Origin of the sequence: Epilithonimonas arachidiradicis, from assembly GCF_003610695.1 — a bacterium.
GTDB classification, from domain to species: Bacteria; Bacteroidota; Bacteroidia; order Flavobacteriales; family Weeksellaceae; genus Epilithonimonas; species Epilithonimonas arachidiradicis.
On the sequence record NZ_RAQH01000001.1, the window covers coordinates 99146 to 121943 of the forward strand.

Annotated in this window: 26 protein-coding genes, 2 tRNA genes and 2 pseudogenes; 15 read left to right on the top strand and 15 right to left on the bottom strand. The window is 36.0% G+C overall.

The annotated features are described in order from the left end of the window. Nucleotides 1-13: 13 nt before the first annotated feature. The 5 genes and pseudogenes from BXY58_RS00500 to BXY58_RS00520 all read right to left on the bottom strand — a co-directional run bounded on the left by BXY58_RS00500 (nt 14) and on the right by BXY58_RS00520 (nt 3231). A pseudogene (locus BXY58_RS00500) lies at nt 14-396 on the bottom strand (GxxExxY protein). 100 nt (nt 397-496) lie between these two features. Further along, entirely contained in the window at nt 497-1705 is a 1209-nt protein-coding gene (hflX, locus tag BXY58_RS00505) for a GTPase HflX (protein WP_120211853.1), read from the bottom strand. A 112-nt stretch (nt 1706-1817) separates the two neighbouring features. Beyond that, nucleotides 1818-2231, bottom strand: coding sequence for an OsmC family protein (locus BXY58_RS00510; RefSeq protein WP_120211854.1), 414 nt, complete (start codon nt 2229-2231; stop codon nt 1818-1820). A 30-nt stretch (nt 2232-2261) separates the two neighbouring features. Further along, nucleotides 2262-2774 carry a hypothetical protein gene (locus tag BXY58_RS00515; RefSeq protein WP_229728367.1) on the bottom strand — a complete coding sequence of 171 codons (513 nt, stop codon included), beginning with the start codon at nt 2772-2774 and terminating at the stop codon, nt 2262-2264. A 19-nt stretch (nt 2775-2793) separates the two neighbouring features. Then, nucleotides 2794-3231, bottom strand: a complete 438-nt coding sequence (locus BXY58_RS00520) for an META domain-containing protein (RefSeq protein WP_170144171.1) — start codon at nt 3229-3231, stop codon at nt 2794-2796. Between the two features lie 87 nt (nt 3232-3318). On the opposite strand from BXY58_RS00520, the gene BXY58_RS00525 reads away from it, so the two are divergent. Next, a complete protein-coding gene (locus BXY58_RS00525; RefSeq protein WP_120211856.1) occupies nt 3319-5454 on the top strand; it encodes a S46 family peptidase in 2136 nt (711 codons plus the stop codon). Nucleotides 5455-5507: 53 nt separating this feature from the next. Here the strand turns inward: BXY58_RS00525 and BXY58_RS00530 are convergent, their stop codons facing one another. Next, nucleotides 5508-5954 carry a carboxymuconolactone decarboxylase family protein gene (locus tag BXY58_RS00530; RefSeq protein WP_120211857.1) on the bottom strand — a complete coding sequence of 149 codons (447 nt, stop codon included), beginning with the start codon at nt 5952-5954 and terminating at the stop codon, nt 5508-5510. A 155-nt stretch (nt 5955-6109) separates the two neighbouring features. Between BXY58_RS00530 and BXY58_RS00535 the strand changes: the two genes are divergently transcribed. Genes BXY58_RS00535 through BXY58_RS00545 form a run of 3 tightly spaced genes read left to right on the top strand, consistent with a single transcriptional unit; the run spans nt 6110 to nt 8171 of the window. Beyond that, nucleotides 6110-7180 carry a calcium:cation antiporter gene (locus BXY58_RS00535; RefSeq protein WP_120211858.1) on the top strand — a complete coding sequence of 357 codons (1071 nt, stop codon included), beginning with the start codon at nt 6110-6112 and terminating at the stop codon, nt 7178-7180. Between the two features lie 18 nt (nt 7181-7198). Then, the gene (locus BXY58_RS00540; RefSeq protein ID WP_120211859.1) at nt 7199-7702 is read left to right on the top strand and encodes a GNAT family N-acetyltransferase; all 504 of its coding nucleotides are present in this window, start codon (nt 7199-7201) and stop codon (nt 7700-7702) included. Next, entirely contained in the window at nt 7692-8171 is a 480-nt protein-coding gene (locus BXY58_RS00545; RefSeq protein ID WP_120211860.1) for a GyrI-like domain-containing protein, read from the top strand. The genes BXY58_RS00540 and BXY58_RS00545 overlap by 11 nt, the downstream gene beginning before the upstream one ends. Here BXY58_RS00545 and BXY58_RS00550 read toward each other — a convergent pair whose 3' ends face one another. Further along, nucleotides 8172-8561 (bottom strand): VOC family protein, encoded by a 390-nt coding sequence (locus BXY58_RS00550; protein ID WP_120211861.1) that lies wholly within the window; start codon nt 8559-8561, stop codon nt 8172-8174. A 10-nt stretch (nt 8562-8571) separates the two neighbouring features. Continuing rightward, the gene (bcp, locus tag BXY58_RS00555) at nt 8572-9018 is read right to left on the bottom strand and encodes a thioredoxin-dependent thiol peroxidase (RefSeq protein WP_120211862.1); all 447 of its coding nucleotides are present in this window, start codon (nt 9016-9018) and stop codon (nt 8572-8574) included. A 35-nt stretch (nt 9019-9053) separates the two neighbouring features. Here bcp and BXY58_RS00560 point away from each other — a divergent pair, with 35 nt between their 5' ends. After that, entirely contained in the window at nt 9054-9680 is a 627-nt protein-coding gene (locus BXY58_RS00560) for an endonuclease III domain-containing protein (RefSeq protein WP_120211863.1), read from the top strand. On the opposite strand, the gene BXY58_RS00565 is transcribed toward BXY58_RS00560, so the two are convergent. Both BXY58_RS00565 and BXY58_RS00570 read right to left on the bottom strand, forming a co-directional pair. Then, entirely contained in the window at nt 9677-10276 is a 600-nt protein-coding gene (locus BXY58_RS00565) for an HPP family protein (protein ID WP_229728368.1), read from the bottom strand. The two genes, BXY58_RS00560 and BXY58_RS00565, sit on opposite strands and share 4 nt — an antisense overlap. Next, a complete protein-coding gene (locus BXY58_RS00570; protein WP_120211864.1) occupies nt 10277-12073 on the bottom strand; it encodes a DUF885 domain-containing protein in 1797 nt (598 codons plus the stop codon). Between the two features lie 211 nt (nt 12074-12284). Here BXY58_RS00570 and BXY58_RS00575 point away from each other — a divergent pair, with 211 nt between their 5' ends. From BXY58_RS00575 to BXY58_RS00615, 10 genes and pseudogenes are all read left to right on the top strand, one after another. Continuing rightward, nucleotides 12285-12743, top strand: a complete 459-nt coding sequence (locus tag BXY58_RS00575; protein ID WP_120211865.1) for a hypothetical protein — start codon at nt 12285-12287, stop codon at nt 12741-12743. Nucleotides 12744-12818: 75 nt separating this feature from the next. After that, on the top strand, nt 12819-13748 hold the full coding sequence (locus BXY58_RS00580) for a ferric siderophore ABC transporter substrate-binding protein (protein WP_229728369.1): 930 nt from the start codon (nt 12819-12821) through the stop codon (nt 13746-13748). Between the two features lie 104 nt (nt 13749-13852). Then, complete coding sequence (locus tag BXY58_RS00585; RefSeq protein WP_120211866.1) at nt 13853-14494, top strand: MotA/TolQ/ExbB proton channel family protein; 642 nt, start codon at nt 13853-13855, stop codon at nt 14492-14494. Nucleotides 14495-14497: 3 nt separating this feature from the next. Further along, on the top strand, nt 14498-15139 hold the full coding sequence (locus BXY58_RS00590) for a hypothetical protein (protein WP_120211867.1): 642 nt from the start codon (nt 14498-14500) through the stop codon (nt 15137-15139). 209 nt (nt 15140-15348) lie between these two features. Then, nucleotides 15349-16587, top strand: a complete 1239-nt coding sequence (locus BXY58_RS00595; RefSeq protein WP_120211868.1) for a bifunctional folylpolyglutamate synthase/dihydrofolate synthase — start codon at nt 15349-15351, stop codon at nt 16585-16587. 41 nt (nt 16588-16628) lie between these two features. Beyond that, nucleotides 16629-16703, top strand: a tRNA-Val gene (locus BXY58_RS00600). 32 nt (nt 16704-16735) lie between these two features. Next, nucleotides 16736-16810: transfer RNA gene (locus BXY58_RS00605), tRNA-Val, on the top strand. Between the two features lie 385 nt (nt 16811-17195). Continuing rightward, on the top strand, nt 17196-17453 hold the full coding sequence (locus BXY58_RS00610) for an Arm DNA-binding domain-containing protein (protein ID WP_120211869.1): 258 nt from the start codon (nt 17196-17198) through the stop codon (nt 17451-17453). Between the two features lie 36 nt (nt 17454-17489). Continuing rightward, the gene (locus BXY58_RS16880) at nt 17490-17666 is read left to right on the top strand and encodes a phage integrase SAM-like domain-containing protein (RefSeq protein WP_170144172.1); all 177 of its coding nucleotides are present in this window, start codon (nt 17490-17492) and stop codon (nt 17664-17666) included. A 304-nt stretch (nt 17667-17970) separates the two neighbouring features. Then, nucleotides 17971-19126 (top strand): annotated as a pseudogene (locus BXY58_RS00615) (IS3 family transposase). Nucleotides 19127-19465: 339 nt separating this feature from the next. Here the strand turns inward: BXY58_RS00615 and BXY58_RS00625 are convergent. From BXY58_RS00625 to BXY58_RS00645, 5 genes are all read right to left on the bottom strand, one after another. After that, nucleotides 19466-20005, bottom strand: a complete 540-nt coding sequence (locus BXY58_RS00625) for a hypothetical protein (RefSeq protein WP_120211871.1) — start codon at nt 20003-20005, stop codon at nt 19466-19468. Between the two features lie 557 nt (nt 20006-20562). Continuing rightward, the gene (locus BXY58_RS00635; RefSeq protein ID WP_120211873.1) at nt 20563-21078 is read right to left on the bottom strand and encodes a hypothetical protein; all 516 of its coding nucleotides are present in this window, start codon (nt 21076-21078) and stop codon (nt 20563-20565) included. Nucleotides 21079-21084: 6 nt separating this feature from the next. Beyond that, nucleotides 21085-21804 (bottom strand): hypothetical protein, encoded by a 720-nt coding sequence (locus BXY58_RS00640; RefSeq protein ID WP_170144173.1) that lies wholly within the window; start codon nt 21802-21804, stop codon nt 21085-21087. Then, nucleotides 21758-21883 carry a hypothetical protein gene (locus tag BXY58_RS17115; protein WP_262891340.1) on the bottom strand — a complete coding sequence of 42 codons (126 nt, stop codon included), beginning with the start codon at nt 21881-21883 and terminating at the stop codon, nt 21758-21760. Before BXY58_RS17115 ends, BXY58_RS00640 begins: the two co-directional genes overlap by 47 nt. A gap of 96 nt (nt 21884-21979) precedes the next feature. Beyond that, nucleotides 21980-22585, bottom strand: a complete 606-nt coding sequence (locus tag BXY58_RS00645) for a hypothetical protein (RefSeq protein ID WP_147366781.1) — start codon at nt 22583-22585, stop codon at nt 21980-21982. Nucleotides 22586-22798 lie beyond the last annotated feature (213 nt).

The window sequence follows — 22798 nt, forward strand, 5'->3', positions numbered from 1 at the left end:
TTTTAATTATTAATTATGATAAATTGCCATTGATAACTCGACGGACACCATTTTTGAATAAATTAATATTGAAATTGATGAGTAAACCTAATTTGCAACCGCTTAACTTTAGATAAGTTAAGACTTGAGCCAGATGTATGTCATTCAAAGACTCAACAGATTTTACTTCGACTATCAATTTATTTTCCACCAACAAATCTATTCTGTAACCTGCTTCCAGTTTCACTTCTTCATAGATTAGCGGCAATGCTTTTTGCTTTTCAACCCGCAATCCTAATTTCTGATTTCATAAAAAAGGCATTCTTCGTAAGCACTTTCTAACAAACCGGGACCAAGAGTTCTATGAACTCTTAGACCTAAATCAAAAATGATTTTGGCAATTTCGTTTTCATTCATTGTGTGTTTTTATGTTATATTTACAACAATGCACAAGGTTTTGTGCAAAGTTCACAAATTACCTAGTGATCTTTGTGCAAGCTTGGTGTCTTTGTGGTTACTATTCCTCATCATCAAAATACTCAAACAAGAAATCATTATAAGGGAAACGGGAGATATGAATTCTGTGAACCTCGTCATAAATCATTTTCTTCATTTCCGGGAAGTTTTCCTTAGTCAATGCCGAGATAAAAACCGTCGGATGTTTGGATTTTGCCATCCATGTTTTTTTCCATTCTTCCAGAGAAATATTCTTTTTGGATGCAGGTGTCAGATCATCTTCATCTTTCTTCTCGTAACTGAAATCGTCAATCTTGTTGAAAACCATAATCATCGGTTTCTGATGTGCATCGATTTCTTGGAGAATCTGATTCACAGATGCTATATGATCTTCAAAACTCTCGTGCGAAATATCCACAACATGAATCAGCAAATCCGCTTCACGAACCTCATCCAGCGTCGATTTGAAGGATTCCACCAATTGCGTCGGTAATTTTCTGATGAATCCAACCGTATCCGTCAAAAGAAATGGCAGATTTCCAATCACGACTTTTCTAACCGTTGTGTCTAAGGTTGCAAACAGCTTATTTTCAGCAAAAACCTCGGATTTTGATAACGCATTCATCAAGGTTGATTTCCCAACATTGGTATAACCTACCAAAGAAACTCTAACCATTTTTCCACGGTTTTGTCTTTGGGTTGACATTTGCTTGTCGATGGTTTTCAGCTTGTCTTTCAATAGAGTAATTCGGTCACGGATAATCCTTCTGTCGGTTTCGATTTCCGTTTCCCCCGGACCACGCATCCCGATTCCTCCTTTTTGTCTTTCGAGGTGGGTCCACATTCTGGTTAAGCGTGGTAAGAGATATTGATATTGGGCCAGCTCAACCTGAGTTCTAGCGTAAGAAGTTTGTGCTCTTTGCGCAAAAATATCGAGGATCAGATTGGTTCTGTCCAGGATTTTGACTTCCATTTCACGTTCCAGATTTTTAAGTTGGGAAGGTGACAATTCATCATCAAAAATCACAGTTCCGATTTCGTTTTCCTTAACATACTCTTTGATTTCCAATGCTTTCCCACTCCCGACAAAGGTTCTGGAGTCCGGTTGAGATAATTTTTGAGTAAATCTTCGATCCACTGTAGCGCCGGCTGTGTAGGCCAAAAACTCCAGCTCATCCATATATTCTTTCAGCTTATCTTCGTCCTGGTTTTGAGTGACCAAGCCAACTAAAACCGCTCTTTCATACTGATGTTCTTTCTTTTCTAACATTTAAAATTGATAATTTTCTGATTCTGACAAGATACTATTTTTGAATAAAAAAACCAAAGAATATCTTTGGTTTTGCATTTTTTGATCGGATTAAATCTGTGCTTTTACAGTTTTAATTAACAAGAGTTGCCGTCAATGTTTTCTCAAAACTGAATGCCTGACTTACCGGGCAATTTTCTTTGGCATCTTTCGCAATTTTTTGGAAATCATCTTCGGAAATTCCGGGGATTTTGGCATTCAAGGCTAGTTCTGACAAAGTAATTTTACCTTCAATTAAACTGATTTTACATTCTGTTTCAAGACTTTCCGGTATGTAGCCAGCTTCTGTCAGCAGAGCAGAAGTTTTCATTGTAAAGCATCCTGCATGAGCAGCCGCCAACAATTCTTCCGGATTGGTTCCGACGCCTTCTTCAAAACGGCTTTTGAATGAATATTGCGTGTCATTCAGCGTTGTACTTTGCGTTGTCAGAACGCCGCTTCCGTCTTTTACTGTTCCTTTCCAAACAGCTTTTGCGCTTCTTTTCATGAGTAGTATTATTTTGGATTTATATTATTTTTAAAGATAAACTCTATCATCTTCTTTTGAATCTATAGATTTTTTAATTTTCTTAAATTTTTCATTCTGATTTAAAACCTTATACACTTTAGACTTGAATCTTAAGTATCTGATATTCTCTTTTCTAACTTTTGTAGAATCTGCGAAGCCGGAAATAGTAATTGTACTTTTATCTTTGCCAAAATATTTAATTATTATTGACGAAGTAATGTCTGGATGAATAACCATGCCATCATTGTTAAAAACTAGAACATCGTCATTTGGTTTATTTATTTTATTATCAAAAAATAATCTCGCCAACACTAACTGTTCATTTTTAGATAGAGACAAAGAGCCTTTAATATCGAAATAATCACTTTCAATAGCGCCATTACTTAGATTAATATCATAATCGTTATTAGAAAGAACAACTTCATAATTATTAAAATCTTTTAAATATTCTTCATCACTCTTTGAACAAGACAAAATCAACAACAGAAGTAAAATACTTAGAACATTTAAAAATTTATTCATAATTATTTTTAATTTATCATTAATCCCAATCTGCAGCTACAAATTTCATTGACGTCGTTCCGTCCGTTAAAGTTAAGAAATGCCCGTCGATTTTGTATTGATTCATTTTTGGTAAATCTTTTCCGAATAATTCCTCCAGTTTCATTCTGCCTTCGCAATACATCATTGTAGAACCAACGCCTGAAAATTTAGCTTTTCCCTGATTGAATTCTGCTGTGAAAAACATTCCGTTACAGCCCATTTTTGCAGTGTAACGGTTGGGCGCTTCAGCTTTTTTCATCAAATCCATATTGGCTTCTAATTTCACAAGTTCATCTTTTGTAAAATCTTTGTATTCAACCAACATCCATTTTCTGTGAATATTTTCCATTGTTGAAGCGGATTGGTTCGAGGTTTTACAAGAATACATTAAAAGCATTAACAATGATAAAACACCGATTGTCTTTATAAATTTCATCTTTTCAAATTTACTGAATCTCTCAGCCAAATTCATACCATTAGATTTAAAATAATCATTAAATTAGCCAGCAAAATAATATTCTCAATGAAAAAAATATTTTTAGCATTAACCCTGATCCTGGGCTATGCACAAATGAGAGCTGACGAAGGAATGTGGCTTCTGATGCTCGTTAAACGTCTGAACGGAGTTGATATGCAGAAAGAAGGCCTGCACTTGACGCCGGAAGAAATTTATTCTGTAAACAATTCCAGTCTGAAAGATGCCATTGTAAGTTTCGGTGGTTTCTGTACCGGTGAAATTGTTTCTAACCAAGGTTTGATTTTCACCAATCACCACTGCGGTTATGACGCTGTTGCGGCAGCTTCCACGCCTGAAAAAGATTATCTGAAGAACGGCTTCTGGGCAATGAAACCGAATGAGGAATTCAATGCTAAAGGTTTGTATGTAAGATTTCTGGTGAGAATGGATGACGTTTCTGAGAGAATCAATTCCAAACTGAACAACAATATGTCTGCAGCAGACAGAAAAGCGGTTATCGATGCCGAATACAAAGCCATCCAGGCAGAAAATTCTGAGAACGGAAAATATACGGTTGTTGTAAGAGATTTCTTTAACGGCAATGAGTTCTATTATTTTGTTTACCAGGATTATAAAGATATCAGATTAGTTGGTGCGCCGCCTTCATCATTAGGAAAGTTCGGTGGGGATACCGACAACTGGGAATGGCCAAGACACACGGCAGACTTTACTGTTTTCCGTGTTTATGCCGATTCTAACGGAAATCCGGCGGAATATTCTGAAGCGAACACACCATTGAAACCAAAACATTTTTTACCGGTTTCTCTTAAAGGCTACAAGCCTGGAGATTTCACAATGATCTTAGGTTACCCGGGAAGAACCAACCGTTATCTGACGTCTTACGGCATCGAACAAATGGTGGACAAAGATTATCCGGCTTGGGTAGAAGCTTCTAAAGTCGCAATGGATGTGATGAAAAAGTATATGGACAAAGACAAAGCGACTCAGTTGGACTATGCTTCTCAGTACGCAAGTGTTGCCAACTACTGGAAAAACAGACAGGGAACGATTGATGCGGTGAAGAAAAACGGAACAGTTGCTGAAAAACAAAAACTGGAGCAAACTTACAACCAATGGGCAGCGCAGTCTCCGAACGAGCAAACCTACTACAGTGTTTTACCGGAAATCAAAGCTTATTATCAGCAAGTTTCGGGAAGAAATGTAGAGAGAAATTACGCATCCATCCTGCAAAGAAATGCACATTATATCGCAACTGCTTACCAATTGGGAAGTCTTTTCAAAACGTATGCTGACCAGGATGATGCAGGAAAAGCAGCGATGAAACAAAAGGTTGTTGACGCTGTTGAAAAAGCTTACGATGGCTTCCACGATAACGTTGAAGGTGATATGCTTGTGGCTTTGACTTCTCTTTACAAAACCAGAGTTGCCAAAGAATTTGCTTCTCCAACTATTTTAGCTGCAGACGTGAACAACCTTTCGACTTTGGCTTACGAATCTGTTTTCGCCAACAAAAAGTCAGCGATGGCCTTCGTGGAAAATCCTGACCGATTGAAAATTGATGCAGACAAATTGAGACAATTTGCCAACGGAATTGTTGAAGACCAAAAATTAGGATTGGAAAAATATTCTAAAGTAGATGAGAATTTTGCCAAAAACAGCAGATTATTCTTGGACGGACTTAGAAAATCTCAGCCGGAGAAAAAATTCTATCCGGATGCTAACTCTACAATGAGATTAACTTACGGAACGATTGAAACATTACCTGAAAGAGCTGACAGAAATTATAAAGGCATCAAGGAAAATTATTATACTGACATCAACGGTATGGTTGCCAAATACAAAAAAGGCGACGAAGAATTTGACCTTCCTCAGAAAGTTCTGGATCTTGCCAAGAAAAAAGATTACGGCCAATATGCGGATAAAAAAGGTGGATTTATGCCAATCAACTTCTTATCAAATAATGATATCACAGGCGGTAACTCCGGTTCGCCAATCATTGATGGAAACGGACATTTGATCGGTCTTGCTTTTGACGGAAACAGCGAAGCTTTGAGCGGCGACATCGTTTTCGAGCCAAAATTACAGAGAACCATTAATGTGGACGTTCGTTACGTCCTTTGGATCATTGACAAATACGCTGGTGCTACAAGACTTATCAGCGAGTTGACTTTGGTAAAATAACCAATTTATTCCGTTAAAAATTTAAGCCACCAAAATTTGGTGGCTTAAATTTTTTAGTTCCTTGAAATCGGCATCAGCGTACTGATTCCAATCCTGTTGTAAGAATTAATGATAATGGCAGTCATTATGATTTCAGCAATTTGTTGTTCCGTAAAAAGTTCTTTCGCCTTGTTATAAGTTTTTTCAGATAATCCTTTTTTGTTGATTAAGGTAATCTCTTCTGTCATTTCCAGGATAACCTGCTCTTCAACAGAATATAACTCCAATGCTTCTCTCCAAGCGTTCAGCAGATAGATCCTCTGCGGTGTTTCACCCAATTTTACAGCATCTCTTGTGTGCAAATCCAGACAATGCGCACATCCATTGATTTGCGAAGCTCTGATTTTGATAAGCTCCTGCCAAGTGTGACTTAGCGAAATATTCTGTAAATAAGTTACCAAGCCCAGCATTGCTTTGTAAGCTGCAGCATCTGTTTTTGCAATATTTAATCTGTTATTCATAAAAATTATTTTTGATTAATTATTCAACAAATTTCGGATTACTGGATTTTAAAAAACTTAAACTGGTTTAAGAAAAAGTTTGGTGGCTTTTTTGTTGCAGCATTCTCTCAAAACCATTTTCAGTAATTTTTTGTAAATTAGAGAAATCATTTTCTATGAGTTTAAAAACTTTATTTCACTGGTCTTATATTTTCCCCGTTTTAGCATTAGTTTATTACCTGTTGGGTATCGCAGATGATACACCGCTATTGGCCCTGTTGGGTGGCGCGCTCTTAATCTCATCCGTTCTGGGTGCCGTTCATCACGCAGAAGTGGTAGCGCACAAAGTGGGCGAGCCTTTCGGAACGATCATTCTCGCCATTGCCATTACGGTTTTGGAAGTCGGATTGATTGTTTCATTAATGATGGCTGGTGGAAAAGAAACTCATACTTTGGCCAGAGACACGGTATTTGCCGCAGTAATGCTGATTCTTAACGGGATTCTCGGTGTTTGTCTGTTAGTCGGCGGTATCAAATTCAAGGAGCAGTTTTTTGCCAGAACGTCTGGAAATATAGCTCTGATAAGTCTTGTCGCAATTGTTGTAATGACTTTGATTTTACCAAATTACACCACCAGCGAGCTCTCCGCAACGTTCAGCAAAGCGCAATTGATATTTTTCTCCATAGCTTCACTCGTGATTTACAGCACGTTCCTAATGGTTCAAACGGTGAGGCACAGAAATTATTTCCTTCCTGAAAATGATGACGAACCTCACGCAGAACCACCTTCCAATTTCGAAAGTATAATGAGCTTGATTTTCCTCATCATCTGTCTTGGTGTTGTGGTCTTCTTAGCAAAATCATTATCACCACAGATTGAAAATATGGTTCACAATTTTGGCGCGCCGCAGGCTTTGGTGGGGGTCATCATCGCCGCTGTCGTGCTGATGCCGGAAGGATTGGCCGCTTTGAAAGCCGCCAGAAGGAATCAATTTCAGACCAGTCTTAATTTGGCTTTAGGCTCAGCCATCGCGAGTATCGGACTTACAATTCCATGCGTGGCGGTTGTCTCCATTATTTACGAAATGCCATTATTGCTCGGGTTGGATCTCAAATCTATGGTTCTCTTAGCATTATCGCTTTATACAGTAATGCTGTCATTGAATCGTGGGAAAACCAATATTCTCTATGGTGTTGTTCTATTGGTCAATCTTTTTGCGTACATTTTTACGGTGATTGTTCCATAAAATTTTTATTTTTAATGAATGAAAACCTTTGAAACCGAAAGATTGATTCTAAAGCCTGCAGCAGTACAAGATGCAGATTTTTTTCTTGAATTATATAATATGCCATCGTTCATCAAATATATTGGTGACAGGAATCTCCGAACTAAAGAAGATGCGGAAAACTATATTAAAAACAGATTTCTTCCTCAAATTGAGCGATTAGGTTTTGGAAATTATGTTGTGATTCTGAAAGAGGATAACACGAAAATTGGCGCAGTTGGGATTTTTGAAAGAGAAGGTCTGGATGTTCTGGATATTGGCTTTTCTTTTTTTGAAAAATACGAAGGTAAAGGGTTCGCTTATGAATCTGCCCACAAACTGAAAGAAGTTGCCGCTAAAGAATTTGGGGTTCATAAAATCTCTGCAATTACAACCAAAGACAATTTTTCTTCCCAAAAATTAATTGGAAGATTAGGATTGAAGTTCCAGAAAATGGTAACAATTCCGGAAGATGATGTTGAGCTGATGTATTATGAAAACTGAATTCAATCTACCTCATCGCATTGAGGTTATTAAGTCAAAAAAGTTAATCGGATTCAGCGTTACGACTTCTTTTCAGGATAACAAAACACCGGTGGTCTGGAAGAAGTTTATGATGAGAAGAAGAGAGATCCCAAACCGAATTTCCAACCAATTATTCTCGCTTCAAGTCTATCCCGAGAATTTCACTCCCGATCAGTCTTTCAGAAAATTTGCTCTGGCGGAAGTTTCCGATTTCGATAATATTTCAAATGATTTTGAAACTTTCGAATTAGAAAGTGGAAAATACTTGGTTTTCATTTATAAGGGTAAAGCGGACAACGGGCCGGAACTGTTCAGATATTTATTTCAAAATTTCATTCCGGAAAATCAATTTGAGGTTGATCACAGACCACATTTTGAAATTTTCGGTGATGATTACAACCCGAATGATGATTGTGCTGAGGAAGAGATTTGGATTCCGATAAAATAGTTATTCCGTAATTTCGATGATATTATTTTCCGGGTCCAAAATGACACTTTCGTAATAGCCGTCGCCGGTCGTTCTCGGTTCTCCAACGATTTCGAAACCGTCGTTTCTAAGCCTTTCAGTCAAAGCATCCACTTTCTCCTTACTTCCTGTCGAAAAAGCCAAATGAATCAATCCTAATTTTTGAACTTCATTATGATTATTGGCTTCGGTAATATCAGGACGAAACATTATTTCCAAGCGAGAACCATTTTCAAAACTCAGAAAATAAGATTCGAATTTTTTGATTCGATTGATATACTTCTCATTAGAAATTGCGTCAAAATAAGTTTCGTAAAAAACCCTCATCTTTTCCAAATCCTTTACCCAAAAGGCAATATGTTCAATTCTCATATTTATTTGATCATTCTAGAATCTGCGCAGCGTGGTCTTTGGTTTTTACTTTGTTGATAACCTGAGTACAAATTCCGTTTTCATCGAAAACAAAAGTCGTTCTCACGATTCCCATAAACTCTCTTCCCATAAATTTCTTCAACTGCCAAACACCAAATTTGTCAATGATATCGCGATTTTCATCTGCAATGACATCAAATGGTAATTCATTTTTTACAGCGAAATTTTTCTGCCGCTTCACAGAATCTGCGCTGACCCCCAATAATTGATATCCTCTCTTTTTCAAAATCGAGTAATTATCTCTCAAATTGCAGGCTTCAGCTGTACAGCCCGGCGTGCTTGCCTTCGGATAAAAGAAAACAACCAGCTTTTTGCCTTTCAGCTTTTGAGAATCGATTGGTTCTCCGTTTTGATTAGTTCCTATAAATTCCGGTAAAGAGTCGCCAACGTTCAACATAATTTCTATTTTTGTGCTACAAATTTACCATCAAAATGACGAAAAAGCAAAGAGCCAAGATTGTTCAGGAAGAATTAGAAAAATTATATCCTGAAGTTCCTATTCCACTGGATCACAAAGACGCTTATACTCTGATGGTTGCGGTTGCTCTTTCTGCACAGACGACGGACAAAAAAGTAAATCAGGTAACGCCTTCTCTTTTTGCCGTTGCTGATACGCCTGAGAAAATGGCCAAGTTGAGCGTTGAAGAAATCAAGGAATTAATCAAAGAAATTGGACTTTCGAATTCTAAAGCGAAAAATCTAAAAAAGATGGCGGAAGTTCTGGTGGAAAAATTCCATTCCGTAGTGCCACAAACTTATGAGGAGTTGGAAAGTCTGGCAGGCGTTGGTCACAAAACAGCTTCTGTTGTAATGAGTCAGGGATTTGGTTTTCCGGCGTTTCCCGTTGATACGCATATTCATAGACTGATGACACAATGGAAACTGACCTCAGGGAAAAATGTCGTTGAAACCGAAAGAGATGCTAAGAATCTTTGGGATGAAAGTGTTTGGAATAAGCTGCATCTTCAGATTATTTTCTATGGACGAGAATATTCGCCTGCAAGAGGTAATAAGGAAAAGGATTTTATTCCGAAACTTTTGTTTCCTGATAAAGCCTAATGATTTCTCTTTAGCATTCTTCTCATATGGAAATATTTGGTTTGTCTGATATGATGCGGATACTTCCTTCCTTTTGGAATATTATTGAAAATCAAAGCCATCGTTAATAAAATCAAAACGCCACTCAAAACCGGAGATACAGCATACCAATATCCCAATTCCTGAATTTTCCCGGCCGGAAGAACAGCAATCAAAGCTGTTGCACCACCCGGCGGATGCATTGTCTTGGTAATCTGCATCACGACAATAGAAGAAGCGACTGCAATAGATGCACTCAGCCAAAGGATATCCGGCAAGAATTTATAGGCTGTAACACCAACCAATGCTGATAAAATGTGTCCGCCAATCAAGTTTCTTGGTTGGGCTAAAGGACTATTTACAGCTCCGTAAACCAAAACACTGGAAGCTCCGAATGAGCCAATCAGAAATACATTTTCAATTTCAGTCAAATGTTGAGATTGTAAAAATGCAATCAATCCAATCCCGAAAAAAGCACCAAGAAACGACCAAAAATGGTCTTTGAAGTCAACAAGGGTTTCCTGATAAAAGATATATTTCGTATGTCTTAGTCTTCTTTTGATTTGTTTCTTCATCATTTATCTCTTTGCCCAAAGTTCCATTTTACGTTCCAAAACTTCCAACGGAAGACAACCTTGGCTCAAAACCTCATCGTGGAAAGACGCCAGATTAAACTTCTTTCCCTGCTGTTTTTGATATTTATCTCTCAATTCTCTTATTTTCATCGAACCAGCTTTGTAGCTCAGCGCTTGTCCCGGCAACGCCATATAACGCTCCACTTCTGCAGTTGCTCCAGCTTCGTCATAAGCTACATTACTCAGGAAATATTTGATGGCTTCTTCTCGTGACATTTGTCCTGTGTGGATTCCTGTATCAATTACCAGACGAACAGCTCTCAACATTTCATCACTCAAAGAACCTAATTTTTGATACGGATCAGTATAAAGCCCGAATTCCGGACCAAGCGATTCGCAATACAAAGCCCAGCCTTCACCGTAAGCACCAATCCAGCCGAATCTCATAAACTTTGGCAACTTGGTATTTTCCTGTTGCAAAGAAACCTGATAATGATGACCCGGAATAGCCTCGTGAAGAAAAAGAGATTCCATCCCGGAAGTCACATTGAACTTCTTCGGGTCGGGAATCGGTATGTAAAAAATCCCGGGACGTTTTCCATCCGCACTTCCCTGTATGTATTCTGCACTTGCACTTGCTTCACGGTATTTTTCGGTTTGACGAATTTCGAAAGGACTTTTTGGAGTCACATTAAACATCGTTTTCAGCTTCGGAGTAATTTTATCCAAGATTGATTGAAAGCCTGCCAAAACTTCTTTTGAGGTCTGATAAGGCATTGCTTTCGGGTCAGTTTTTACGTGATTCAGAAACTCTTCCAGAGAACCTTTGAAGCCAACCTGGTTCTTCACTTTTTCCATTTCTTTACGAAGTCTTTCCACTTCCTTTAGTCCGGTCTGGTGAATGTCATCCGGAGCTTTATCTGTCGTTGTCCAGCTTTTCACGTAGTATGCGTAAACATTACTCCCGTTTGGCAAGGCATTATAACCATCTGTAGTTCTGGCCTTTGGCAGATATTCTTTCTCAAGAAAATCAGCCATTTTCACGTAAGCAGGAATGATCTTATTTTTGATCGCATCCTGATAAAGCTTCGCATATTTGTTAGCAATAACCGGCTTGAAATCTTTTGGCAGATTCCTGATCGGCCCGTAAAAAATATTTTTTTCGATTTCGAAAGTTGTGATTTCTTCGGCTTTCATTTGTGGAATCATTTTCACAACCAACGATTTTGGAAGTACGACATTATTTTTGATTCCGGCGCGGAAATTTTCAATGGCAGAATCCATCCAGACCGGAAACTGTTCTATCCTTTTCAGCCAATTGTCATAATCTTTTTCTGTTTTGAATGGCTGAACGCCCGTTCCGCTTCCCAACATCGGAAAAGTCAAAGGCAAACCATCAAACTGCGTAAAAGGAATATATTCTGGGTGATAGGCGTAACGTTCCTGTTTGTCGATCAATGTATATTCCAGAACATCAAAAACCACTTTCTGGTCGTTATCCAAACTATTATAATCGATTGATTTTAATTGATTCTGAACCGAGTTATAAAATGCAATTTCTTTTTTGATAAAATCCTGACTCAGATTATCCGGTAAAAGATCATTATATCTCTCATCACCTTGCGATGTTGCTTCCAAAGGATATAATTTCAAATATTCTTCGTAATAATTGGCGGCAATAGAGTCCAGATCAGATGATGAAGGATAAGTATTTTTAAGAATTGGAGAATCTCCTTTTTTACAGGAAATAACAGAGAAAACCAATGCGAAAAGAAAAGTAATTTTATAAAAAGAATTCATCCTATAAAGATTTGATATTGTAAAGATAAGATTTTAATGGTATAAATTTTCCTGACTAATTCTATCAGTATTAATACAATATCAAAAGATTTGATGATTTTTGATATTAATATTAAAATTAATTAGCAAAAATTTTCCAAATTCATTCAATTTTTTATCTTTGTTCAACACAATTTAAAAATTTATCATTTCATAATTTATTATCCTTACAATGAAAGGAATATTAAAGATTTATCATCCAGAGGAAACTCTGAAATATTTTATCAAGAGTACTTATTGCAAATCCGTTTATAGCAACAAGCAGAATTTTTTGGAGGTAGAAGTTATAACAGATGATTCTCTCGATCACGTGGATGATGATTCTCTACAGTATAATTTCCCACAGATTTCACTTAACGTTTTCGATTTTCCGATCACAACTTCTGAACTGGAAGGGCAAACCTTTGTTGTAGAAGACACGGATGATGACACTTATACAGAAGCAGATCTGTTTGATGATGAAGAAGCTTTCTTATATGATAACAAATTAGTCTTTGATAAAAACGAAAACGATGACCTGCAACTTTGCTGGACAGGAAACATTACAGATTTTTACACGGGCTCTGATGATCCAATCGCATTCAAACTCAAATGTAATTTCCGCCAGGACGACATCGAGGTAGACGACTAATTTTTTCCGGAAAATAATATTTATATTTACCAGTCGTTATAAAAGTTAAGTTATAACGTAAACAAGCTATTTCCAATGTATCAGGATCTGGATGATATTATTTTCGAAGACAGACATAAAGCTTATGGCGCTTATGCGTTCCGTAAACATTATGATTTCACGCTTACCAAAGCTTTGGTTGTAGGGATTTTTTTGTTTTCGGTTTTATTTTTTATTCCTATTTCCTTTATAAAAACGCAAAAGAAAACCGCTGCAAATAGCGAGAAGATCATTCCTATTGATTTGACAGAAATGCGTATCAATTATGGCGACAACAGAAACGGAAAAGGACTTGAAGAACCAAAAGAGGAAGAAGGAAGTCCGGCTCCAGTCGTAGAAAAAAAACAGGAAAAAGAAATCGTTACCGAAGTTGCAAAAGCTGCCAAGGAAAAAGTCGAAAAAGATATTCCTGAAGATACAGTTCCCATCCCAACCAGAACTAAAAATCCACCTGTAGCTACTAAGAAAGCTAATGATAAAGCCAACACTCCGGCTGTTGCTAATTCCACTAAAAATACGACCGGAAAAACCAACGCAAAAGGCGATATCAAAAAAGAAAATGCAACTGGTGATGGCCGTGGAAATGCGGCAATCGGTAATCTTTTAAAAGGCAGAGGAACAAAATCCGGCTCACAAGGTAACGGAACCGGACCTGGCAATTATGGCGATCCATTAGGCGGTGATGGTGATGGAACAAGTCTGATTGGTGTGGATAGAAAATTAGTCGGTTTCATTCCCGGAACTATGGGAAGAGGCGGAGCACAGCCTAGTCACGATTGTTCTGCAAGCGGAAGCATTACAATTTCTTATACCGTTGACAAATCCGGAAAAGTGACTTCTGCAAGACGATTAAGCGGTGTTTCCGATCCTTGTGTAATGAATACCGCTGTAAGCTGGGTAAAGCAATATGTAAAAGCTGAGGCTGCCAGCGTCTCTTCGAAAGGAACTTATAAAATTGTTTTCTAAAATTCCTATTAATAATCATTTTTCGTAAATTTTTCCATAATCTGTTCGGATTAATCATCAACTAATTCATAAATTTGAAACTGTTAAAAAGCAAATAAAAAACTATGGTAAATCAAAATATTTCTATCTGGGAATTCTTATTTGGAGGAGGCTTGTTAAGTGTTTCTCTTATCATTATTCTTATATTTTCGGGAATTGCAGCCATCGTTTTTTTTGGACAGAAATTATATTCGCTTAACCGGGAAAACCAGGTTGATCCTTATTTACTTAAAAACGTCAACGACCTTCTCAATGACGGAAGAATCCAGTCGGCAATTGATTTTTGCAGAAGAGACAATTCTCCCGAATCCAGAAGCGTGGAAAAAGGACTTTCCAGATTGGGAAGACCTGTGAGTGAAATTGCCAACGCAATGGAAACCCACGCACAAATAGAACTGAACAAAGCTGAAAAAAATATCGGTTTCCTGGCAACGCTGTCCGGCGCTGCGCCTATGTTGGGACTTCTTGGCGGTGTTCTGATTCTGGCCTCGACTTTCGGAACATTATCAAAAACAGAAACTGTTGTTGCTCAGAATCTTTTAGCAGCCGATTTTTATAAAGCTTTGGCACCTTCGGTTGTAGGCCTGATTGTCGGATTTTTAGCTTATATCTTTCATAATATTTTAGTTGGCAAAGTGGATTATCTGTTGATGAAAATTCAGTATCATACCAATGAGTTTTTAGACATTATCAACAAACCTTCCTAAGAGATGGAATTCCGAAGAAGAACCAAAAAATTATCCGGATTGCCAATTGCGTTCTACGTGGTTGCGCTGTTATTTTTTGTGCTTTTATTTTCGTTCAATTCTCTTTATTACAAAGCATCTGAGCAACCAAAACCTGTTGTTGTAGAAACTCCAAAACCAATAGAAGAACCAAAAGCGGATTCTATTATAAAGCCAGAGATCTATGTTCCAGATGTGGAAGTTTTACCACCTGATACCGTTTCTATTGCTAAGGAAACTCCAGTTGTTAAAGAAGAAAAAAAAGAACCTTTAAAAGCTGAAAAAGCAGATACGAAACTTTCCAAAAAAGACGAGAAAAAAGAAACTGCAACTCCGGATTCAAAAGATAACAAAATCACCAAAATAGGAAAAGACCGCGCACTTACAGCTTTTATTCCCGGAACTATGGGAAAAGCAGGGAAATTACCGTCTCATAATTGTAAAACTAAAGGTCAGCTCGTTATGTTTTTCACGATGGACAAAGCCGGAAATGTGACTAAAGCAGGACGAAGCAGCGGAATCAAAGACGCCTGTAATATTACAGCTGCTGTTATCTGGATGAAACAATATGTGAAAGCTAAAAAATCTCAGAATACTTCTCAGGGAACTTATACGATTGTGTTTTAATTGTTTTGGGCGCCAAATTCCAGCTGTCACTACTCGCTTTTTTATTTTCACCACGCTTTTCCCATCAGAAAAATAAAAAGAGCTCAAACATGCCGTTCCATCTGGGGCGCAGCTTGTCTTGAATTTACACTCTTTGTCAGAATATAAATTTTTTACATTTTAATTTAGAATTGCAAGGGTTGTCTTAAATTTGTATTTCATTTTGAAATATGACTTCACAAGAATATCAGGAAGCTATAGATTGGCTCTTTGTACAGATGCCGAATTACCAGATTGACGGGGAAAAAGCATACAAGCCTGGACTCGATAACATCAGAAAGCTTTGCGATTTTTTCGGAAATCCGCAGGACAAGATCAAAACGATTCATATTGGCGGAACTAATGGAAAAGGTTCTACAAGCAATATGCTGGCTTCGGTTTTACAAGAATCTGGCTACAAAACCGGACTTTATAATTCGCCCCATTTGATTGATTTTACGGAAAGAATCAAAATCAATGGCAAAAATTGTGATAAGCATTTTGTTTATGACTTTATCCAAAAATTGAAGTATTTACCAGAAGATATCCGTCCTTCTTTTTTTGAGTTCACAACGATTATGGCTTTCGAATATTTTTATCAGCAACAAGTTGATTTTGCCATTATTGAAGTCGGTTTGGGCGGAAGATTGGATTCAACCAATATTGTTAAGCCTTTAGTTTCAGCTATTACCAATGTTCAGCTTGACCACCAAAATATTCTAGGTGATACGATTGTAGAAATTGCAAGAGAAAAAGCGGGAATTGTCAAGGAAAAGACTGCGATAATTTCTGGAGATGAAAATCCTGTTGTAAATGAAATTATCCGTCAAAAAGCAACTGATGTCACAGCTGATTTCATTGATGCTACAGAAATTAAAACTGATTTAATCTCAGATTTAAAGGGTAATTATCAAAAGAAAAATATCCGGGTGGTTTTAGCTCTGGTTAATGAATTGAAAAAGCAAGATTTGGAAATCAGTGATAAACATTTAAAACTGGGGCTTTTGAATGTTCATCAAAATACAAACTTCATTGGACGGTGGTTCGAATTTTCAAAAGAACCTTTAACCATTTGTGATACAGGACACAATCAAGCCGGATTGGAAGAAGTTTTCAATCAATTAAAAGATTACCCTCAACAAAAGCATATTATTCTTGGTTTTGTGAATGATAAAAAAATTGATGATGTGATTCCAATGCTGCCTTCGGAAGCTCGATTCTACTTTGTAAAACCAAGCGTTAGCAGAGGAAGACATCCGGAAGATTATGAAGAATTACTAAAAAAGTCTAACTTGAATTATAAAATTTTTGATTCTGTTCAGGAAGGCTATCTTGCTGCAAAACAGAATTGTAAAGATGACGAAATGATTTTTGTTGGTGGAAGTAACTTTGTAGTGGGAGATTTTTTAGAAAAAAATTTGCTGATATAGTAATAAATTGTATATTTGCACCACTCTAAAAGAGAATTAGAGGGTTCTTAGCTCAGTTGGTTCAGAGCATCTGGTTTACACCCAGAGGGTCGGGGGTTCGAATCCCTCAGGACCCACAAAAAAGGAACGAAACCTTTTCAAAAAATTCGGGTTCTTAGCTCAGTTGGTTCAGAGCATCTGGTTTACACCCAGAGGGTCGGGGGTTCGAATCCCTCAGGACCCACAACTATTAAAACAAAATAGTGCAAAATGCTGTAAAACATACGTTTTACAGCATTTTTTGTTTCTACATCTGTTCAAAATACATTAAAAGTTCACATTATGAAAGTGACCTATTCGGTGACCGATTTAAGTCAGCTGTAACAGGTCACTGAAAAAATTTGAAGACGTTTTGATATTCAATGGCAAAAATCAAACACTTCTAGTAGCGTTCTTAGTGACCTCACCAGTGACCTTAAAAATAAAAATTAATTAGGTCACTGGAAATTTAAAGAAATCCTTTATAAAAGCCAGTTCATAAACTGAAGATCTTGCAAAAGGATTGACTCAAGATTAATTTTAAACTTTAAATACTAAGAAAATGAACAAGACTTTTAATTTACTTTTCTATGGTTAAGAAATCAAAAGAAAATTCAGTAGGCGAATCTCCAATTTACTTACGCATCACAATTGACGGTAAAATATGTGAATTGTCAACGAAAAGAACTATTATCCCTTCGAAGTGGAATTCCGTATCCCAGAAGGTTACTAAATCTTCGGAAGAAAGCAAATCTATAAACTTTTACCTAAAATCTTTTGAACAAAGGGTTTACGACATTTATCATCAAATGATAAGAGACAAAGAAACTCCGACTTGTCAGGATTAAAAAAATAAGCTCATAGGAAATGAAATCTGTACCAGGATGTTAGTTCCTATTTTTCAAGATCATAATGATAGAATGAAAAAATTAATTGGAAAGGAATATGCTGATGGAACAATGGAACGTTATAAAATAACATTGAAGCATATCAGTGAATTTTTAATGTGGAAATATAACGTTTCGGACATTGATATTTTAAAAATTGACTTAGCTTTTTAAATGATTTGAGTTGAACTCAAATCTAGTTAAGAACTGAAAAATCTTGCAGTAATAACACAGCAATTAAATACGTAAAAAAGAACTTTGGTAAAATTATCAGAATGTGCCTCGATAATGGGTGGATGCAAAAAATCCTTTTCAAAATTATAAGTCTTCCTTTGATGAAGTAACCAGAACCTATTTAACTGAGGAGGAAATTGAAAGACTTTTTAATAAAGATTTTAAAAACGAGCTGTAAGTCTCCCTAAAAACTGGACATTTTATAACCCTATTATTAATGATAAAAAACAATTAATTTTAGGCTATGAGAACGAGCAAATTTACAGACAGCCAGATATTGGCAATTTTAAAGGAATACGAATCAGGACAAACAGCGAAGGAATTGTCCCGAAAATATGGTTTCCATTATCAGACTTTGCACGATTGGAAAAAGAAATTTGGTGGGATAACTTCGACAAAAGAACTACAGAAAATCAAGGAACTGGAATCTGAGAACAATCGTTTGAAGAAGATGTTTGCCAACCTTTGTTTGGAACATGAAGCACTGAAAGACGTACTCTCAAAAAAGTGGTGAAGCCTGCCACAAAACGGGAAGTGGTTGCTTATCTGGTTTCAGAATATCCGATGAACATCCGGCAGGCGTGTAAATCTTTGGATTTGGAGCGAAGCAGCTATTACTATCATCCCAAAAGAAAAGATGATACGAAGGTCATTGATTGCCTGAACCAGCTTTCCGAGAAACATCCCAGCTATGGATTTAAGAAGCTGTTCATAGTCTCCGGAATCAGGGATTTGGATGGAATCACAAGAAAGTCTATAGGGTTTACAAAAAATTGGGACTGAATCTTTTGAGAAAACGCAGAAGAAGACTCGCTTCGAGAGAACGTCAAAATCTGGAAGTTCCGGGTCATTACAATGAAGTTTGGAGTATGGATTTTATGAGTGATGCGTTGTTCAATTCAAGAAGATTCCGCACGCTGAACATTATTGACGATTACAACAGAGAAGCGATTTGGATGGAAATTGGTCTTTCCATTGGGGCTATGCACATGACCGATCTATTAGAGTGGATCGTAAAAGAGAGAGGAAAGCCAAAAGCAATTCGAACTGATAATGGTCCCGAGTTTATTAGTTCTACTTTCACGAACTGGTGTCACAAGCACAGAATTGAAATCAGATACATCCAACCAGGGAAACCTGTTCAAAACGCTTTTATTGAAAGGTTCAACAGAAGTTATAGAACAGAGGTTCTGGATGCAAGGATCTTTAGTAACCTAATTGAAGTCCGTGAAATCACAGCAGAATGGCTGGAGCATTACAATAACGAAAGACCTCATGAAAGTTTAGGAAATCTATCCCCGAAACAGTATTTGTTGAAAAAGGAAAGCTCGCCAACGCAAGATTCCAACATCGAGCTTTCTCCTTTTCAACAAAGTTTTACAACACCAACAACAGAATGAAATATTTTATAGTTTTACAAAACAAAATGAGGGTATAACTCTGTCCAACGTTCGGGGAGACTTACACCAGTAGTTGTATTGCTTATTTGGAATAATATTTTTGTATAATTGTTCCTTATAAAATAAACTGTCAGGAATTTTCATAAAATCTTTTGGCACAATAATTTGAGAAGATCCCCACATAGATAGTAGAAAAAAACTAAAAATAAAGCTTTTCATTAGAGCTATTTTTTTAAATTCAATCATGTGTTAAATCCTGAATAATAATCTGACTTCGCGGATTTGTAATCCGTGACCAATTATAAATCTATCAACACATACGCCTTTAACACTTTGAAACTACTTCTCTAAATAATCAAATGTCAAAGGAACTTTTGCACTTATACTATCTTCCAAAACTTTGTAACCTAATCTTTCTAAATTTTCAATATAGTTTTTACAACCGGAAGCTATCGCCGTAGATTTATTATGCACTGATTTTACTATATACGAATATCTATTTGATCTAGAAATCTTTGTAACGTCCAAATCTGAACCACTTAGATCTCTACACAAAGTAAAATTAGCTTCAATTTGTTTATAAGGTTCCAAAATGATCAAATCTCTATTACAGTCCGCATCAGAAAATCTATAAAAATATCCTTCTGGGTACCACATTAACGGAGCTGGTCCATCATTTTCTAGATAAAATATTTTTCCAAAAAAGCCCATAGGGTCGATGATATAAGTATCGGATGTATTATTTTTTATCAAGAATTTGCCATCGGGCGTTGGCTTATGCATCTGAATAAAATCAACATTATTACCTTTATTTAATTTAATTTGGGTTGAACAATTATTAAATAATATAATTGTCAAAATTGTTAATGTTCTTTTCATTGTCTGATCATCATGAAAAAGTTCAAAACGTTATTTATATGTGTCTGACCCACTGAAGATATAGATCCGCCCCAGCTTTTTTCTTCCAAATAAGCAGATGTTTCATTCATATCGTGGAATATACCGTTTCCTTGGTACATATTGATTACGCAATTTGTATAATGTTTAATTTCATGGACGACTACAAAACCCGCTTCATAATTCTGCATAGACAACACAGCTTGTGCAATAATAATCCCAATGTCGCGGATTTGTAATCCGTAACTAATTATAAATCCATCAACACGTCTGAAACACCTGTTATGATTCTCAATATTTTAGATAGCCATTTTTCTAATTGCTCCTATTCTGGATATCTGCAATACTTTTTCAAAATCATTTTTTCTATCTTATTTTCTAAAAATAGTATTGAAATTCAATACTATTTTCATTTACCAACTTATTTGGAACATTACCAGTTTTTTTATGTTTCGCATCATAAAGAAATAGAGAAAAAATGTAAATAGTTTGAAATATCGATATCTACAATTTTTTTATTTTACGGCTTGTTTGGCTTATTAATAAATCAATTCTATTTTGTTAGATCTAGCAATAACTTGATTTTTAGATACTAGGTTAACAACCAATATATACTTATGTCCTTCTTTAAAATTAAAATAATTTAAACTCCCGCTTGTGGATTGGTTAAATTCAAGAGCACTGTGTTTAGTCTTATCATCAATTATTTTAAAGTAAAATTCATCATCTTTAATACTATCCATTTTTGGAATGCCATACTTCTGATAATTCAAATTTATATCACCATCAGGTAATACCGAAATATCAATTGTTTCTGGTAAAATCTTTACATTATTGCTATAAACTTCTAAAATAAAATGGGCTGATGTGTCAGGGTATTCATCATCAAATAGCCAAAGTCTGTTATCAATCTTAGATTTCGCAATGGAGCAGTTCTTTACCTTTAACATGTTATTAAATTTATTGTAACTAATTTGCAAAAAATCTCCTGATTTATTTTTCTGCGCACTGAGTAGGCCGGATACACTTAAAAAAATCATTATAATTATTTTCATTTCTAATTAAAATTTAAATTGAGAAAGTATGTAAGCGTTGTTATACTCTTCATAAAAATTGTTGTATAGTAAACTTGGCGTATGCTTCATGTTCCATTGATAAGCATTTGATTCAGTCCAGTAGCCTGAATTTTTTCTCGCTGCAGCATCGCTATAACCTTTTGACCTGAATAGATTATAAATATCAAGTCTCGCACCACTTACTGTATCAATAGCATGAATTAATTCATGTCCAATTTGTCCATATAGTTTGTAATAGCTTTTCTCTGTATTTCCATTTATTCTTATAGATGATACACTCTTTCCTTGAATATTAGAATATGTTACCGCTCCTGTTCCATAGCTTATGGATTTATCATAAACAATGTTAGGTGAACCAGCTTCGCCATTCAGCGATGCAAGGGTTTTCGTTTGCAACAATTGGTCAATCGAAGAGCAATCGTTCGGTGCTATTGCATCTGGATCCAAACCTACATCTCTTATTTCTTGCCTTGATCTAGCAGTACTCTCAAATTCCTCACTAAAGGTATGTGCTAAATGATTTAACCCACTAGTAACAAGTCCCTGTCTAAATCCATCAATAAACTTACCACCAGCAATTGTACTTGAAAGTCCACCGGTCAATCCGCCAGATGTCAGCATAATTGCTTTGAAGAGCCCAGGATTTCTTGTTATGAGGTTACTTATCTCTGGCATTGCCATTGGCATCCCACCAATATTTGTCATACTCATCCCTTCTAGCCTTGCTCCAGATTCTCCTATCCCCTGTATTCCGGATGAAACCAGAGAAGACATTATCATACATAAGAAGTCGCTTTAAAATTTATTATCAGTCTTACTTCATTAAAATAGTATTGATACTAAATGCTATTATTTACCTTATTTAACCAACTATTATCTTTTAAGAGGTATAACAATCATTTTTTTTATAATATATTCCTTTACTTTCTTTCTCCAATTCTCCTGTTTTCCTATTTATTTTTACAAAAAAAGCTTCACGACTAATCGGACAACTTTCAAATTTGGCAAGATACAGATAAATAAAATCTTTCTCTATTTTATATGAACCACCAAGAGAATTTTTATCATCAAACCATAAATTATACGTTCTAGCAATCAATAATGCCTCTGGCAAATTATTAATAAATCCTATAAAATTTCTTAATTCTTTTCCATCAGTAAAATATTTCACCTCCTTATTTTGATACGCAATAATATATGTAAAACATCCATCAGGGTGGCATTCTTCAAAAAAACCATTATTAGGTGAAAAGCTTTCCAAGTAATTCCAATTTTTACTTTTTGTACTTTCATAAATTAATTCAGTAGTTAGTGAGTCATCTTTGCGAACAACTTTCCAATAGCTATAATTATGGTTAGGGCGTATATATTTATATAGATTATCCCTGAAATATAAGCTATCAGGAATTTTCTTAAAATCCTCATCAATAATTTGAGAAGATCCCCATATAGATAGTAGAAAAAAACTAAAAATAAAGCTTTTCATTAGAGTTATTTTTTTAAATTCAACCATGTGTTAAATCCTGAATAATAATCTGACTTCGCGGATTTGTAATCCGTGACCAATTATAAATCTATCAACACATACGCCTTTAACACTTTGAAACTACTTCTCTAAATAATCAAATGTCAAAGGAACTTTTGCACTTATACTATCTTCCAAAACTTTGTAACCTTTTTTTTCTAAATTCTCAATATA